Here is a 14027-nt window from a genome sequence, read left to right as displayed (position 1 = left end):
CGGCTCGGCTGGATTCCGTCCCGCCCGGACCTGGCGGACATCGTGCGGGACGCCTGGGCGTTCGCGAGGGAGAGGGAGCGGGAGCGCGGATGAGCAGAGCGCGCAGAGACGTCACGGGCGCGTTCGAGGCGCTGTACGGGACGGCGCCCGAGGGCGTCTGGGCGGCCCCGGGGCGGGTCAACCTGATCGGCGAGTACACCGACTTCAACGACGGCTTCGTGATGCCGCTGGCCCTGCCGCACACGGCCGTCGCCGCCGTCTCCCGGCGCGACGACGGGCTGCTGCGGCTCCACTCCGCCGACGTCGAGGGCGGTGTCGTCCGCCTCGACGTGGCGGGCCTCGCGCCGCTCGCGGGCGACCTCGGCTGGGCCGCGTACCCGGCCGGGGTCGTCTGGGCGCTGCGTGCGGCCGGGCACCCGGTCACCGGGGCGGACATCCACCTCGCCTCCACCGTGCCGACCGGCGCGGGCCTGTCGTCCTCCGCAGCCCTGGAGGTCGTCACCGCGCTCGCCCTGAACGACCTCTTCGGCCTCCAGCTCTCCCGCCCCGAACTCGCCGTCCTCGCCCAGCGCGCGGAGAACGCCTTCGTCGGCGTCCCGTGCGGCGTGATGGACCAGATGGCGTCCGCGTGCGCGATCGAGGGCCACGCGCTCTTCCTGGACACCCGTGACCTCGCGTACCGGCAGGTGCCCTTCGACCTGGCCGCGCAGGGGCTGCGGCTCCTCGTCGTCGACACCCGGGTGAAGCACGCACTCGGGGACGGCGCGTACGCGGAGCGGCGCGCCGGGTGCGAGGCGGGTGCGCGGGCGCTCGGCGTGCGCTCCCTGCGTGAAGTCCCGTACGTGCAACTGCCCGAATCCCTCGCGCGTTTGAGCGAGGAATCGGTTCGCCGCTATGTCCGGCACGTGGTTTCGGACAATCACCGGGTCGAGCGGACGATCGCCCTCCTCGACGCCGGGGACGCGGCGGCCGTCGGCCCGGTGCTCACCGAGGGCCACGCCTCGCTCCGGGACGATCTGCGGGTCTCCTGCCCCGAGTTGGACCTCGTGGTCGAGGCGGCGAACGCGGCGGGCGCGCTCGGCGCGCGGATGACCGGCGGCGGCTTCGGCGGCTCCGCGATCGTCCTCGTGACCGAGGAGCGGGCCGAGTCCGTGGCCGCCGCGGTCGAGAAGGCCTTCGCCGGGGCCGGGTTCGCCGCGCCGGCGGTCTTCCCCGCGGTGCCGTCCGGGGGAGCACGTCGCGTGTGAGCGCACCCCGGAGTGCTCGAAGCCGGCGAGCGGAACTGTCGACTTCTGTCGCGTCCGTGTCCGGGTGACGCACCCGTATCCACCGTGTTCGGTCAGTTCTCCCAATCGGCTACCCCGGCCGTCCCCCGCCCGTACGCTGTGCTCAGCGCCGGTGGGGGCCGGCGCGCATCAGGGGGTAAGGCCAGTCGGGTACGGCGCCCGGGACGGGGTAGCAGTCACTGCACGGCGGCGGCCGTGCGATCGACGGACCCTCGTCCCCGGCGCCGTACCCGCGCCGGTTCCGCTCCTCGACACTTGGGGGTGTCCGTGGCTCGTATCCGGGTCCTGGTGGTGGACGATCACCGCATCTTCGCCGAGTCGCTGGCCGCCGCCCTCGCGGCGGAGCCCGACGTCGACGTCTCCGCCGCGGGCAGCGGCCCTGCCGCGCTGCGCTGTCTGGACCGCTCGGTCGCCGAGGCGCGCCGGTACGACGTGATGCTGGTCGACGCCGACCTGGGCGCGGCCGTGGGACCGGCCGGCGCGCCGGCGATCGCCCAGGCCGTGCCGGACGGCGGCGAGGGGGTCGTCGACGGCATCTCCCTGGTCGCCGGGGTCCGGTCCGTGCAGCCCGCCGTCCGTACGGTCGTGCTCGCCGAGAAGGACGACCCGCACCGGGCCGCGCTCGCCCTGCAGGCCGGCGCCTCGGGCTGGGTGGCCAAGGACTGCTCGCTGCAGCGGCTCCTCGCGGTCATCCGGGGCGTCCTGCGCGACGAGACGCATCTCCCGCCCGCCCTGCTCACCGGCGTCCTGAAGGAGCTGACGGCGGCCCGCAGGCACCGCACCGAGAGCGAGCAGCTGGTGGAGTCGCTGACCCCGCGCGAGCGCGAGGTGCTGCGCTGCATGGTGGCGGGTCTGGGCCGCAAGGCGGTCGCCGAGCGGCTCTTCCTCTCCCCGCACACCGTCCGTACGCACATGCAGAACGTGCTGGGGAAGCTGGGAGTGCACTCCACGCTGGCCGCCGTGGCCCTCGCGCGCAGGGCCGGGGTCGGGCCGGCGGAGCTATCCGGGGATGTTGTCGAACGGGGCGGTCAGCTGGCGTAGCAGCGCCGCCAGTTCGCCGCGCTCGCCGCGGGAGAGCTGGGCGAGGATGGCCCGCTCCTGGGCGAGCAGTCCGGCGAGCGCCTGGTCGGCCCGGTCGCGCCCCTCGGGGGTCAGCCGGACCAGGACGCCGCGCCGGTCGCTGGGGTCGGGCAGCCGCTCGACCAGGCCCTTCTTGGTGAGCCGGTCGATGCGGTTGGTCATCGTGCCCGAGGTGACCAGTGTCTGGGTGAGGAGCTGGCCGGGGGAGAGCTGGTACGGCGCGCCCGCGCGGCGGAGCGAGGTGAGGACGTCGAACTCCCAGGGCTCCAGCTGGTGCTCGGAGAAGGCGAGCCGACGGGCGCGGTCGAGGTGCCGGGCGAGCCGGGAGACGCGGCTGAGCACCTCGAGCGGTTCCACGTCGAGGTCCGGGCGCTCGCGGCGCCATGCAGCGACCAACCGGTCGACCTCGTCCTCCATGACGATCAGTGTAGAGGGTCTGTTGACATAAAGTCTCTTGACGTCAAGATATATTCGGATGGACTATGGGGAAGGACGGGGCCGGGACTTAGTTCCGCTTCGGCAGCTCGTTCCAGCAAGGGGGCTCGAACATGTATTCCGCACCATCCTCCGCGTCCACCGCGCCAACCTGGGATCCCCAGCAGTACCTGCGGCATTCCGGCCACCGCACACGTCCGTTTCTCGACCTGCTCTCCCGAATACCGCGACTTCCCTCTGTCGCCACACCCGCCCGGATCGCCGACCTCGGCTGCGGCCCCGGCAACGTGACCGTCCAGCTCGCCGACCGCTGGCCCGACGCCCACATCACCGGTTTCGACCTCTCCCCGGACATGCTGGAACGGGCGGAGAAGGACTGGGCGGGCACCACGGCCGGGGGCGGCTGGCTCGACTTCCGCCCCGCCGACGCGGCGCACTGGACGCCCGACGAGCCCTACGACCTGATCGTCTCCAACGCCGCGCTGCAATGGGTCCCCAACCACCCGGAGTCCTTCGCTCCGTGGGTCGACGCCCTCAAGCCCGGCGGAACGTTCGCCTTCCAGGTCCCCGGCAACTTCACCGCGCCCAGCCACGCCCTGCTCGGCGAACTCTGCGACATGCCCCAGTGGCGCGCCCGGCTCGACGGCGAGGGCCGCCGCTTCGTCCACATCCTCCAGCCCGCCGACTACCTTCTGCGCCTCACCGGACTCGGCTGCGAGACCGAGGTCTGGGAGACCACCTACTCCCAGCTCCTCACCGGCGAGGACCCCGTCCTCGACTGGGTCAAGGGCACGGCCCTGCGCCCCGTCCTGACCGCGCTCGAGGGCGACGAGGAGGCGACCCAGGCCTTCCTCACCCAGTACCGCGACCTCCTGCGCGCCGCCTACCCGCCGGGCCCGCACGGCACGGTCTTCCCGTTCCGGCGGATCTTCGCCGTGGCGACGAAGCCGGCGTGACGGGGGGACGGTTAGCGCGGTCGGCACGGACAGCACAGCTGCACACACGAAGACGCCCCGCACCGGAGACCCGGTACGGGGCGTCTTCCCGTCGACTACGTTCCGCCGACCACGTTCCGTCGCCTACGACTAGTAGACGCCGTTGTAGGTCTGCCAGCCGGGGCCGATCTTGACCCGGGTGCCGAAGGAGGCGGAGCCGCTCGGCGAGTAGCGCCACAGCTCGCCCGTCGCGTTGATGCCCAGCAGCTCGGCCTTGCCGTCGCCGTTGAGGTCACCGGGGGCCACCAGCTTGGTGTACGTGTTCCAGCCCGCGCCGATCTTCGCGCTCGCCATGAACGGCGCGGTGGCGGAGCCGGTGCCCCGGTACAGGAACAGGTTGCCCGCGCCGTCACGGGCCACGATGTCCGCCCGGCCGTCGCCCGAGTAGTCACCCGCGCCGACGATCTGGTTGAACCCGCCCCAGCCCGCGCCGACCTTGATCCGGGTGGCCAGGCCGTTGCCCAGGCCGTTGCCGTTGTACAGGTACAGGACGCCGGACTTGTCGCGGGCCAGCAGGTCGCCCTTGCCGTCGCCGTTCAGGTCGCCGGGGCCGACCAGCAGGTTGTACACGCCCCAGCCGGAGCCGAAGTCGTGCCCGTCGAAGTCGTCGTACAGGTGGTTGTTGTACAGCTCGAGCAGCGTGGCCACGCCGGAGTTGTTCAGGGCCGAGACGTAGGAGAGGTTCGCGGGACCCCACGTGTTGCCGCCCTCGACCTGCTCGCGCGGGCTGAGGAGACCGTTGTTCATCGCCCCGTACCAGAACAGCGCGCCGACCTTGTCCTTGGCCATGAGCGCCCGCTTGCCGAAGGCCGGCATGGCGCCACCGCCGCCGAACTGGTCGACCTGCTGGAACTCGCCGTTGGCGGCGACCTGCGTGCGGGCGGCCAGACGGCCGGTGCCGAGGCCGGTGTACCCCCAGAGCGCGCCGTTCATGTCGCGCGCGAACAGCTCGGCCGCGCCGTCGCCGTTCAGGTCGTCCATCGGGATGAGCTGGTTGTAGATGTTCCAGCCGGTGCCGACCTCGACGCGGGTCTTGAACGGCACGGTGGTGGAGCCGGTGGAGCCGTAGAACCACAGCTTGCCGTCGTAGGAGCGGGCGAGGAGGTCGCCCTTGCCGTCACCGTCGTTGTCGCCGAGACCCACGACCTGGTCGTAGATGTTCCAGCCGTTGCCGATCTTGGCGCGGGCGCCGAGCGGGGCGGACGTGCTGCCGGTGGCGAGGTAGAGGTACAGGTCGCCGTTGTGCTGGCGGCCGATCACGTCCGCGCGGCCGTCGCCGTTCACGTCGCCGGGCGAGAAGACCTTGTTGTAGATCGTCCAGCCGGCGCCCTGCCAGCGGTGCGTGCCGAAGGTCGTCGACGCGTCCCCGTACATGTGCAGGGTGCCGTACGGCGACAGGACGAGGACCTCGGGCTTGCCGTTGCCGTCCTGGTCGCCGATCGGGACGATGTCCTGCGCGGGCGCGGCGTTGCCGTCGTCACCGAAGAACTCGCCGTTCTCGGCGGTGGACGGCGTCGTGTAGGTGCCGCCGTCCCAGGCGCGGTAGATCAGGTCGTTCTTGCCGTCGCCGTCCGCGTCGAAGCGGATCGGCGAGACGCCCGCGGTCGTCGCCTGACGGCCGGCGCGGGCGTTGTCCGCGCCGAGCTTGGACAGGTCGGGCTTCGCGGGCTGGGTGAAGGAGCGCTCCGGCTTCGCGACGGGCCCGGGAACCGGGTCGGCGGCGGCGGGAGACGCCAGCAGCATGCCGGCGGAGAGAGCGAGCGCGGTGCACGTCGCGACGCGGCGCGCGCGCTTGGAGAAAGCGGTACGCAAGAGATCCCCCCCAGGGATCTAGAAATCAACGGACCGGGCGCGGGGGTCCGCGACGCCTCCGTACGCAGGTCGGAAAGCGCGTACGAAGGGCGAACACCCCCCCGGGTGTGGAGGGAGAATACCCCTTTGTCGGGTGGGACGAGGGCAACGTCGCGCGGCGGCGGCGTGAGCGTCGGGCGGCCGCCGGATGAAGCCGCGGTGCGCGGGACGCGCGGACGCCCCGCACCGGAAGGCCGGTGCGGGGCGTCCAGTTGTCCGAGGGACGCGGGGCGTCAGGACATCAGGTTGTAGATCTGGTAGCCGTAGCCGATCTTGACCCGGGGGCTGAGCGTGCTCTGCGAGGCGCCACCGGTGTACCGGTAGAGGTCGCCGCCGGCGGTCACGCCGAGCAGGTCGCCCTGCCCGTCGCCGCTGAGGTCGCCCGGGGCGATCAGCTTGGTGTACGTGTTCCAGCCGGTGCCGATCTGCACCCGGCCGTTGAACGCGTAGCCGGCCTGACCCGTGCCCGGGTAGAGGTACAGCTGACCGCCCGTGGCGCGGGCCACGATGTCGGTCAGACCGTCGTTGGTGAGGTCGCCCGCGCCGACGATCCGGTCGTACGCGCCCCAGCCGGCACCGACCTTGACCCGGGTCTGGAAGCCCGTGCCCGAGGCGTTGGTGCGGTACAGGTACAGGACGCCGGACTTGTCACGGGCCAGCAGGTCGCCGCGGCCGTCGCCGTTCAGGTCGCCGGGACCGAAGACGTGGTTGTAGACGCCCCAGCCGGCGCCGACGTCGTTGCCGTTGAAGTACAGGTGACCGTCCCAGAGCTCGACGAGCTCCGAGCTGCCGTCCGCGTTCAGGTCCGAGGAGTGGATCACGGTGGCCCCGGCCCAGCCGCCCGTGTCGCTGATCTGCTCACGGGGCAGCAGCTTGTCGGTGAACGTCGAGGAGTACCAGAAGAGGGTTCCCGGCTTGTCACGGCCGATGAAGCCGTCCTTGCCGGAGCCCGGCACGTTGCCCGCGCCGCTGATCTGGGCGATGTTCTTCCAGGCGCCCGCCTGGCCGATCTGCTCGCGTGCGGAGTAGCGGCCGTTGCCGAGCCCCTTGTACTGCCAGACCGAGCCGTCCTGGCCCCGGGCCAGCAGGTCGCCGAAGCCGTCCCCCGTGAAGTCGTCGATGCCGATGACCTGGTTGTAGGTCTGCCAGCCGGTGCCGATCTCGGTCCGGGTCTTGAACGGCGCGGTCGTCGTGCCCGTGCTGCCGTAGAAGAAGAGCAGACCGGACGGCGCGCGGGCGATGAGGTCGGCCAGGCCGTCCCCGTCGTTGTCGCCGACGCCGACCAGCTGGTCGTAGACGCCCCAGCCCGCGCCGACCTTGGCGCGCGCCGCGAACGGGACGCTCGGGTTGCCCGTGGCCTGGTAGACGTACAGCTCGCCGTTGGGCTGGCGGGCCAGCAGGTCCGCGCGGCCGTCGCCGTTGATGTCGCCCGGCGAGACGACCTTGTTGTAGATGCCCCAGCCGCCGCCGGACCAGCGGTAGTTGCCGTAGGTGGTGTCGGCGTCCCCGTACAGGGAGAGGGTCCCGGTCTGCGACAGCATGAGGACCTCGGGGCGGCCCGTGCCGTCCCCGTCCTGGTCGCCGATCGGGATGATGTCCTTCACGAAGGACGTCGCGCCGTCGTTGCGGTAGAACTCGCTCCCGTCCGCCGTGGTCGGGAAGGTGTGGACCGTGCCGCCCCCGTCGCGGAAGAACAGGTCGCTCGTGCCGTCCATGTCGATGTCGGAGCGCAGCCGCTGGGTGCCGGCGGTGGTCGCCGTCTTCCCGGCGCGGGCGCCGTCGTTCTTCGGCAGGTTCAGCTTCTCGGGCAGCGTGAACGTGGGCTCGGGCACTTCGGCGGCGGGACGCGGCGCGGCGTCGTCCGCCGAGGCGGGAGCCGAGAGCAGCATGCCGGCGGAGAGCACCAGAGCGGTGCAGGCCGCGACGCGGCGCGCGCGGCGGGAGTGCGTGGAACGCGCAGAACGCAAGAGATCCCCCCCAGGGACCTAGGAAATGAATCGACGGACCGGGCGCAGGGGTCCGCGACGCCTTCGTACGCGGCACAGAAAGCGCGTACGAAGGGCGAACACCCCCCCGGATGTGAGGGGAGCATACATCTGTTCACCGATAAACAGTCGTGGAATTTCCCACCGGTTCACGCACCACTCACCGACCGCGCGCGCACGGCTCACGCGCGGCGTGGGAGCCCCCCTGCCGACGGGCGGGGAGGGGGGGCAAGCCCTTGCTCTGCGGGCCGCGGGGCAAGCCTTTGCTCTGCGGGCCGCGGGGCAAGCCTTTGCTCCGCGGGCGCGGCCGACGGCTCCGCGGCCCGTCAGTTCTTGCGGTGCCCTATCAGCCGCGGCTTCTGCTCCAGGCCGTCCAGGCCGTGCCATGCCAGGTTCACCAGGTGCGCCGCGACCTCCGCCTTCTTCGGCTTGCGGACGTCCAGCCACCACTGGCCCGTCAGCGCCACGCTCCCCACCAGCGCCTGCGCGTACAGCGGCGCCAGCTTCGGGTCGAAGCCCCGGGCCTTGAACTCCAGGCCCAGGATGTCCTCCACCTGCGTCGCGATGTCGCTGATCAGCGACGCGAACGTGCCCGTCGACTGCGCCACCGGCGAGTCACGGACCAGGATCCGGAAACCGTCCGTGTACCGCTCGATGTAGTCCAGCAGCGCGAACGCCGCCTGCTCCAGGAGCTCGCGCGGATGGCCCGCCGTCAGCGCCCCCGTCACCATGTCGAGCAGCTGGCGCATCTCCCGGTCGACCACGACCGCGTACAGCCCCTCCTTGCCGCCGAAGTGCTCGTACACCACCGGCTTGGACACCCCGGCCTTCGCCGCGATCTCCTCCACCGACGTGCCCTCGAAGCCCTTCTCGGCGAAGAGCGTCCGGCCGATGTCCAGCAGCTGCTCCCGGCGCTCCGCACCCGTCATCCGCACCCGGCGGCCACGCCGGGGCTTGCTCTCACTGCTTCCGGTGCCACTGGTGCCGCTGGTACTGCCGTCGATCGCCACGTCCTCCATCATGCCGCGTCGGCGGGCTCGCCCCGGCGCCGGGCTTCGATCCGCGAGGCGTTCGGCCACCGCACGTCGGACGCCCAGCCCAGCTGCTCGAACCAGCGGATCAGCCGCGCGCTGGAGTCGACCTGACCGCGCAGCACCCCGTGGCGCGCCGACGTCGGGTCCGCGTGGTGCAGGTTGTGCCAGGACTCGCCGCACGACAGCACGGCCAGCCACCACACGTTGCCCGAGCGGTCACGGGACTTGAAGGGCCGCTTGCCGACCGCGTGGCAGATGGAGTTGATCGACCACGTCACGTGGTGCAGCAGCGCGACCCGTACCAGCGAGCCCCAGAAGAACGCCGTGAACGCGCCCCACCAGGACATCGTCACCAGACCGCCGACGATCGGCGGGATCGCGAGCGACAGGATCGTCCAGTAGATGAACTGGCGCGAGATCGCCCGGATCGCCGGGTCCTTGATCAGATCGGGCGCGTACTTGTGCTGCGGCGTCTGCTCCTCGTCGAACATCCAGCCGATGTGCGCCCACCACAGGCCCTTCATCAGGGCCGGAACCGTCTCGCCGAACCGCCACGGCGAGTGCGGGTCGCCCTCCGCGTCGGAGAACTTGTGGTGCTTGCGGTGGTCCGCCACCCACCGCACCAGCGGGCCCTCCACGGCCAGCGAACCCATGATCGCCAGGGCGATCCGCAGGGGCCGCTTCGCCTTGAAGGAACCGTGCGTGAAGTACCGGTGGAAACCGATCGTGATCCCGTGGCAGCCGATGTAGTACATCGCCACCATCAGGCCCAGGTCGAGCCAGCTCACGCCCCAGCCCCAGGCCAGCGGAACCGCCGCGAGCAGCGCCAGGAACGGAACCGTGATGAACAGCAGCAGGGTGATCTGCTCGATCGAACGCTTGCTGTCCCCGCCGAGCGTGGCGGAGGGCAGTCGATCCGTTGCGGAGAGGTCCTGGCCGGTGGTTTCGAGCACCTCGGGACTGGAGGTCATGGGTGTCCCCTGGGGGGTGAGAAGCGAGGGAATGGAGTCGTGGCTACGGGACCGTAACCTACGGCGACGTAAGTATGGCAGCGCCGGGGCGCGCGGCAAGAGGGCACACGAGGGGCTAGCTGGTGTCCAAGGGATGGACACCTATCCTGTGTGCGTCGGACAGCGCGGTCCGCAAGCCTCCAGTACCCCTCCAGATGTGCCCGAACACTGCAAGGAGCCGCACCTGTGAGCAGTGCCGACCAGACCCCCACCGCCAGCGCCGAGCTGCGTTCCGACATCCGCCGACTGGGCGATTTGCTGGGCGAGACCCTCGTCCGGCAGGAGGGGCGCGACCTCCTCGACCTCGTCGAGAAGGTCCGCCGCCTCACCCGCGAGGACGGCGAGGCTGCGGCCGAGCTGCTGGGCGAGACAGACCTGGAGACCGCCACCAAGCTGGTGCGCGCCTTCTCCACCTACTTCCACCTGGCCAACGTCACCGAGCAGGTGCACCGCGGCCGCGAGATGCGCGAGAAGCGCGCCGCCGAGGGCGGCCTGCTCGCCCGCACCGCCGACATGCTGAAGGACGGCGACCCGGCCCACGTCCGGGAGACGGTACGGAACCTCAACGTGCGCCCGGTGTTCACGGCGCACCCCACCGAGGCCGCCCGCCGCTCGGTCCTCAACAAGCTCCGCCGGATCGCCGCCCTCCTGGAGACCCCGGCGATCGCGGCCGACCGGCGCCGGCTCGACCTGCGGCTCGCCGAGAACATCGACCTCATCTGGCAGACCGACGAGCTGCGTGTCGTCCGCCCGGAGCCCGCCGACGAGGCCCGCAACGCCATCTACTACCTCGACGAGCTGCACGCCGGCGCCGTCGGCGACGTCCTGGAGGACCTCGCCGCCGAGCTGGAGCGCGTCGGCGTCGAACTGCCCGCCGGCACCCGCCCGCTCACCTTCGGCACCTGGATCGGCGGCGACCGCGACGGCAACCCCAACGTCACCCCGCAGGTCACCTGGGACGTGCTGATCCTCCAGCACGAGCACGGCATCACCGACGCCCTCGAACTCGTCGACTACCTGCGCGGACTGCTCTCCAACTCGATCCGCTACACCGGCGCCACCGAGGAGCTCCTCACCTCCCTCCAGCGCGACCTGGAGCGCCTCCCGGAGATCAGCCCCCGCTACAAGCGCCTCAACGCCGAGGAGCCGTACCGCCTCAAGGCCACGTGCATCCGGCAGAAGCTCGTCAACACCCGCGAGCGCCTCGCCAAGGGCACCCCGCACCAGGAGGGCCGCGACTACCTCGGCACGTCGGAGCTCCTCCACGACCTCACCCTGATCCAGACCTCGCTGCGCGAGCACCGCGGCGGCCTGTTCGCCGACGGCCGGATGGACCGCACGATCCGCACCCTGTCCGCCTTCGGCCTCCAGCTCGCCACCATGGACGTCCGCGAGCACGCCGACGCCCACCACCACGCGCTCGGCCAGCTCTTCGACCGGCTCGGCGAGGAGTCCTGGCGGTACGCGGACATGCCCCGCGACTACCGGCAGAAGCTGCTCGCCAAGGAGCTGCGCTCCCGCCGCCCGCTCGGCCCCACGCCCGCGCCGCTGGACGCCGCGGGCCAGAAGACCCTCGGCGTGTTCGGCACCGTCAAGGAGGCCTTCGAGCGCTTCGGCCCCGAGGTCATCGAGTCGTACATCATCTCGATGTGCCAGGGCGCCGACGACGTCTTCGCCGCCACCGTGCTCGCCCGCGAGGCCGGCCTCATCGACCTGCACGCCGGCTGGGCCAAGATCGGCATCGTGCCGCTCCTGGAGACCACCGACGAGCTCAAGGCCGCCGACGTCATCCTCAACGACATGCTGGCCGACCCCTCCTACCGGCGCCTCGTCTCGCTCCGCGGCGACGTGCAGGAGGTCATGCTCGGCTACTCCGACTCCTCCAAGTTCGGCGGCATCACCACCAGCCAGTGGGAGATCCACCGCGCCCAGCGCAGGCTCCGCGACGTCGCCCACCGCTACGGCGTGCGCCTGCGGCTCTTCCACGGCCGCGGCGGCACCGTCGGCCGCGGCGGCGGCCCCTCGCACGACGCGATCCTCGCCCAGCCCTGGGGCACCCTGGAGGGCGAGATCAAGGTGACCGAGCAGGGCGAGGTCATCTCCGACAAGTACCTCATCCCGTCCCTGGCCCGGGAGAACCTCGAACTGACCGTCGCCGCCACGCTGCAGGCCTCCGCCCTGCACACCGCGCCGCGCCAGTCCGACGAGGCCCTCGCCCGCTGGGACGCGGCCATGGACACCGTCTCCGAAGCCGCCCACGCCGCCTACCGCGCCTTCGTCGAGGACCCCGACCTGCCGACGTACTTCCTCGCCTCGACGCCGGTCGACCAGCTCGCCGACCTGCACCTGGGCTCGCGGCCCGCCCGCCGCCCCGGCTCGGGCGTCTCGCTCGACGGCCTGCGCGCCATCCCGTGGGTCTTCGGCTGGACCCAGTCCCGCCAGATCGTCCCCGGCTGGTTCGGCGTCGGCTCCGGCCTCAAGGCGCTCCGCGAGGCCGGCCTCGACGAGGTCCTCGGCGAGATGTACGAGCGCTGGCACTTCTTCCGCAACTTCCTCTCCAACGTCGAGATGACGCTCGCCAAGACGGACCTGCGGATCTCCCGCCACTACATCGACACCCTGGTGCCCGACGAGCTCAAGCACGTCTTCGCCACCATCGAGGAGGAGCACGCGCTCACCGTCGCCGAGGTCCTGAAGGTCACCGGCGGCGAGAAGCTCCTGGACTCCAACCCGGTGCTCCAGCAGACCTTCGCCATCCGCGACGCCTACCTGGACCCGATCTCCTACCTCCAGGTCTCCCTGCTGGCCCGTCAGCGGGCCGCCGTCGAGCGCGGCGAGGACGCGGACCCGCTGCTGGCCCGGGCCCTGCTGCTCACGGTCAACGGCGTCGCGGCGGGCCTGCGCAACACCGGCTGATCCGCTTCCGTACGTACGACAGTGCCCCCGCCCGAATCCACGGATTCCGGCGGGGGCACTGTCGTTGCTACGGAGTTCAGTGCTGCTGGGCCTTGCGGCGGCGCGTCACCAGGAAGGCACCGGCACCCGCGAGGGCGACGGCGAAGGCGGCGATGATGCCCACCGGGGCGGAGGAGCCCGTCTCGGCGAGGTCACCCTCGGAGCTGCCACCGCTCGACGCGGACGGCGTCGCGCCGGCGGAGGCGGAGTCCGAGGCGGACGGCGTCGCGCCCGTGCTCGGGGACGTCGAGGTGCTCGGGGACACCGACGTGCTCGGGCTGGTGGACGTCGAGGTGCTCGGCGTGACCGACGGGGTGCCGGTCGTCGACTGGCTCGGCGTCGGCGTCACCGAGGCGGGGCAGGTGTGGGAGAGGTTGAACCACTCCTTCTTGACCTCGCCCTTGACCTCGGCCGTGGCCGAGATCAGCTTGGCGCCCGGCTCGGAGCTCACGTAGGCGTGCTTGTCGGACGGCGGGCCGAAGACCGTGATGGTCTGGACGCCGCCCGGCTGGAACTCCACCGTCAGCTTGGTGAAGACGGCGCTTTCGCCCTTGCCGCTGCCCGGCAGCACGAAGTGCCAGCCGTCCTGGGTGGCGGGGATGTCCGCGCAGGTCTTCTCCTGCGTCTCGAAATCGCCGGCGGCCAGCGGAAGGTCCTTGGCCTGGTGCAGGGGAAGGGTGCTCGGGCCGTCGGCGGCGAAGGCCGCCGGGGCCAGCACGAGGGAGCCCGCCATAGCCGCGACCAGCGCGCCTGCGGGAATGAGGGATCGTCGCATGTGCAGTCGTCCATCTGGGATGAGGGATGCCGTGGGAGGTGGCGGACGCAGCCTAGCCGCACCTTTAAGCCACCCTTAACCCATGGGTTCATAACAATCTCACCAGAACGACCCGGACTTGGGGTCGAAAGTCCGGAATCGTCAGAGTGCGAAGAACGTCCCCACCAGCAACACCCCGCCCACGCCCGCCATCGACCACGCCGTCCGCGTCAGCCGCAGCCCGCCCCCGACCAGCGGCGCCGCGAGCAACAGCGCGCCGCCCAGCGGCAGCCAGGCGTGCAGACCGCCGCCCCAACCCGTGCGCACCGCCTCGCTCGTGCCCGGCTTCACCACCACGGGCAGCGTCTGGCCCTTGGCCGCCGCCACCGAGTGGTCGATGGTCAGCGTGTGGTGCGGCGACGGCGGACCGGACGGGACATAACGGCCGCTGCACGTCTCCTCGTTGCAGCCGGTCACGGTCAGCGTGCCGTGCTCCCGGCCCTTGGAGAGCAGCACGTGCTGTGCCGACCCCCACGACGACCAGGCCCCCGCGACGAGGAGCAGCAGGGCGACCAGGGCCATGGCGGCGTTACGGGCGTGCGTCATGACCCGCGATCGTACAGTCGTACCGTGACGGTCCGA

Annotated in this window: 11 protein-coding genes; 4 read left to right on the top strand and 7 right to left on the bottom strand. The window is 71.6% G+C overall.

Annotated features, from left to right (window positions below):
• Positions 1 to 89: 89 nt before the first annotated feature.
• Positions 90 to 1247, top strand: coding sequence for a galactokinase (gene galK, locus AB0E14_RS33760; protein WP_362427179.1), 1158 nt, complete (start codon positions 90 to 92; stop codon positions 1245 to 1247).
• Between the two features lie 306 nt (positions 1248 to 1553).
• Positions 1554 to 2327: a response regulator transcription factor gene (locus tag AB0E14_RS33755; RefSeq protein WP_362427176.1), complete on the top strand. Its 774-nt coding sequence runs from the start codon at positions 1554 to 1556 to the stop codon at positions 2325 to 2327.
• Here AB0E14_RS33755 and AB0E14_RS33750 read toward each other — a convergent pair.
• Positions 2286 to 2783 (bottom strand): MarR family transcriptional regulator, encoded by a 498-nt coding sequence (locus AB0E14_RS33750; RefSeq protein ID WP_362013257.1) that lies wholly within the window; start codon positions 2781 to 2783, stop codon positions 2286 to 2288. The genes AB0E14_RS33755 and AB0E14_RS33750 overlap by 42 nt on opposite strands.
• Before the next feature lie 131 nt (positions 2784 to 2914).
• Between AB0E14_RS33750 and AB0E14_RS33745 the strand changes: the two genes are divergently transcribed.
• Positions 2915 to 3757 carry a trans-aconitate 2-methyltransferase gene (locus AB0E14_RS33745; protein ID WP_362427172.1) on the top strand — a complete coding sequence of 281 codons (843 nt, stop codon included), beginning with the start codon at positions 2915 to 2917 and terminating at the stop codon, positions 3755 to 3757.
• Between the two features lie 129 nt (positions 3758 to 3886).
• Here the strand turns inward: AB0E14_RS33745 and AB0E14_RS33740 are convergent, their stop codons facing one another.
• The 4 genes from AB0E14_RS33740 to AB0E14_RS33725 form a co-directional block, all read right to left on the bottom strand.
• A complete protein-coding gene (locus AB0E14_RS33740; RefSeq protein ID WP_362427169.1) occupies positions 3887 to 5608 on the bottom strand; it encodes a VCBS repeat-containing protein in 1722 nt (573 codons plus the stop codon).
• Positions 5609 to 5880: 272 nt separating this feature from the next.
• Positions 5881 to 7614 (bottom strand): VCBS repeat-containing protein, encoded by a 1734-nt coding sequence (locus AB0E14_RS33735; protein ID WP_362427166.1) that lies wholly within the window; start codon positions 7612 to 7614, stop codon positions 5881 to 5883.
• 344 nt (positions 7615 to 7958) lie between these two features.
• Positions 7959 to 8654, bottom strand: coding sequence for a TetR/AcrR family transcriptional regulator (locus tag AB0E14_RS33730; protein ID WP_362427163.1), 696 nt, complete (start codon positions 8652 to 8654; stop codon positions 7959 to 7961).
• Positions 8651 to 9637 carry a fatty acid desaturase gene (locus AB0E14_RS33725; RefSeq protein ID WP_362427159.1) on the bottom strand — a complete coding sequence of 329 codons (987 nt, stop codon included), beginning with the start codon at positions 9635 to 9637 and terminating at the stop codon, positions 8651 to 8653. Before AB0E14_RS33725 ends, AB0E14_RS33730 begins: the two co-directional genes overlap by 4 nt.
• A gap of 225 nt (positions 9638 to 9862) precedes the next feature.
• On the opposite strand from AB0E14_RS33725, the gene ppc reads away from it, so the two are divergent.
• Positions 9863 to 12592: a phosphoenolpyruvate carboxylase gene (gene ppc, locus AB0E14_RS33720; RefSeq protein ID WP_362427157.1), complete on the top strand. Its 2730-nt coding sequence runs from the start codon at positions 9863 to 9865 to the stop codon at positions 12590 to 12592.
• 76 nt (positions 12593 to 12668) lie between these two features.
• Here the strand turns inward: ppc and AB0E14_RS33715 are convergent, their stop codons facing one another.
• Entirely contained in the window at positions 12669 to 13406 is a 738-nt protein-coding gene (locus tag AB0E14_RS33715) for an LPXTG cell wall anchor domain-containing protein (protein WP_362427154.1), read from the bottom strand.
• A gap of 141 nt (positions 13407 to 13547) precedes the next feature.
• Positions 13548 to 13991 (bottom strand): hypothetical protein, encoded by a 444-nt coding sequence (locus AB0E14_RS33710; protein ID WP_362427151.1) that lies wholly within the window; start codon positions 13989 to 13991, stop codon positions 13548 to 13550.
• Between the last annotated feature and the right edge of the window lie 36 nt (positions 13992 to 14027).

This window comes from Streptomyces sp. NPDC047981 (assembly GCF_040653315.1).
Lineage (GTDB): Bacteria > Actinomycetota > Actinomycetes > Streptomycetales > Streptomycetaceae > Streptomyces.
The sequence above is the reverse complement of the archived record's forward strand: the minus strand, read 5'-3'. Positions and strand labels throughout refer to the sequence as shown.

Coding starts and splice junctions, on each gene's coding strand:
- AB0E14_RS33730 (WP_362427163.1), bottom strand. CDS start 8,654: ATGATGGAGGACGTGGCGATCGACGGCAGTACCAGCGGCACCAGTGGC.
- galK (WP_362427179.1), top strand. CDS start 90: ATGAGCAGAGCGCGCAGAGACGTCACGGGCGCGTTCGAGGCGCTGTAC.
- AB0E14_RS33715 (WP_362427154.1), bottom strand. CDS start 13,406: ATGCGACGATCCCTCATTCCCGCAGGCGCGCTGGTCGCGGCTATGGCG.
- AB0E14_RS33745 (WP_362427172.1), top strand. CDS start 2,915: ATGTATTCCGCACCATCCTCCGCGTCCACCGCGCCAACCTGGGATCCC.
- AB0E14_RS33750 (WP_362013257.1), bottom strand. CDS start 2,783: ATGGAGGACGAGGTCGACCGGTTGGTCGCTGCATGGCGCCGCGAGCGC.
- AB0E14_RS33725 (WP_362427159.1), bottom strand. CDS start 9,637: ATGACCTCCAGTCCCGAGGTGCTCGAAACCACCGGCCAGGACCTCTCC.
- AB0E14_RS33710 (WP_362427151.1), bottom strand. CDS start 13,991: ATGACGCACGCCCGTAACGCCGCCATGGCCCTGGTCGCCCTGCTGCTC.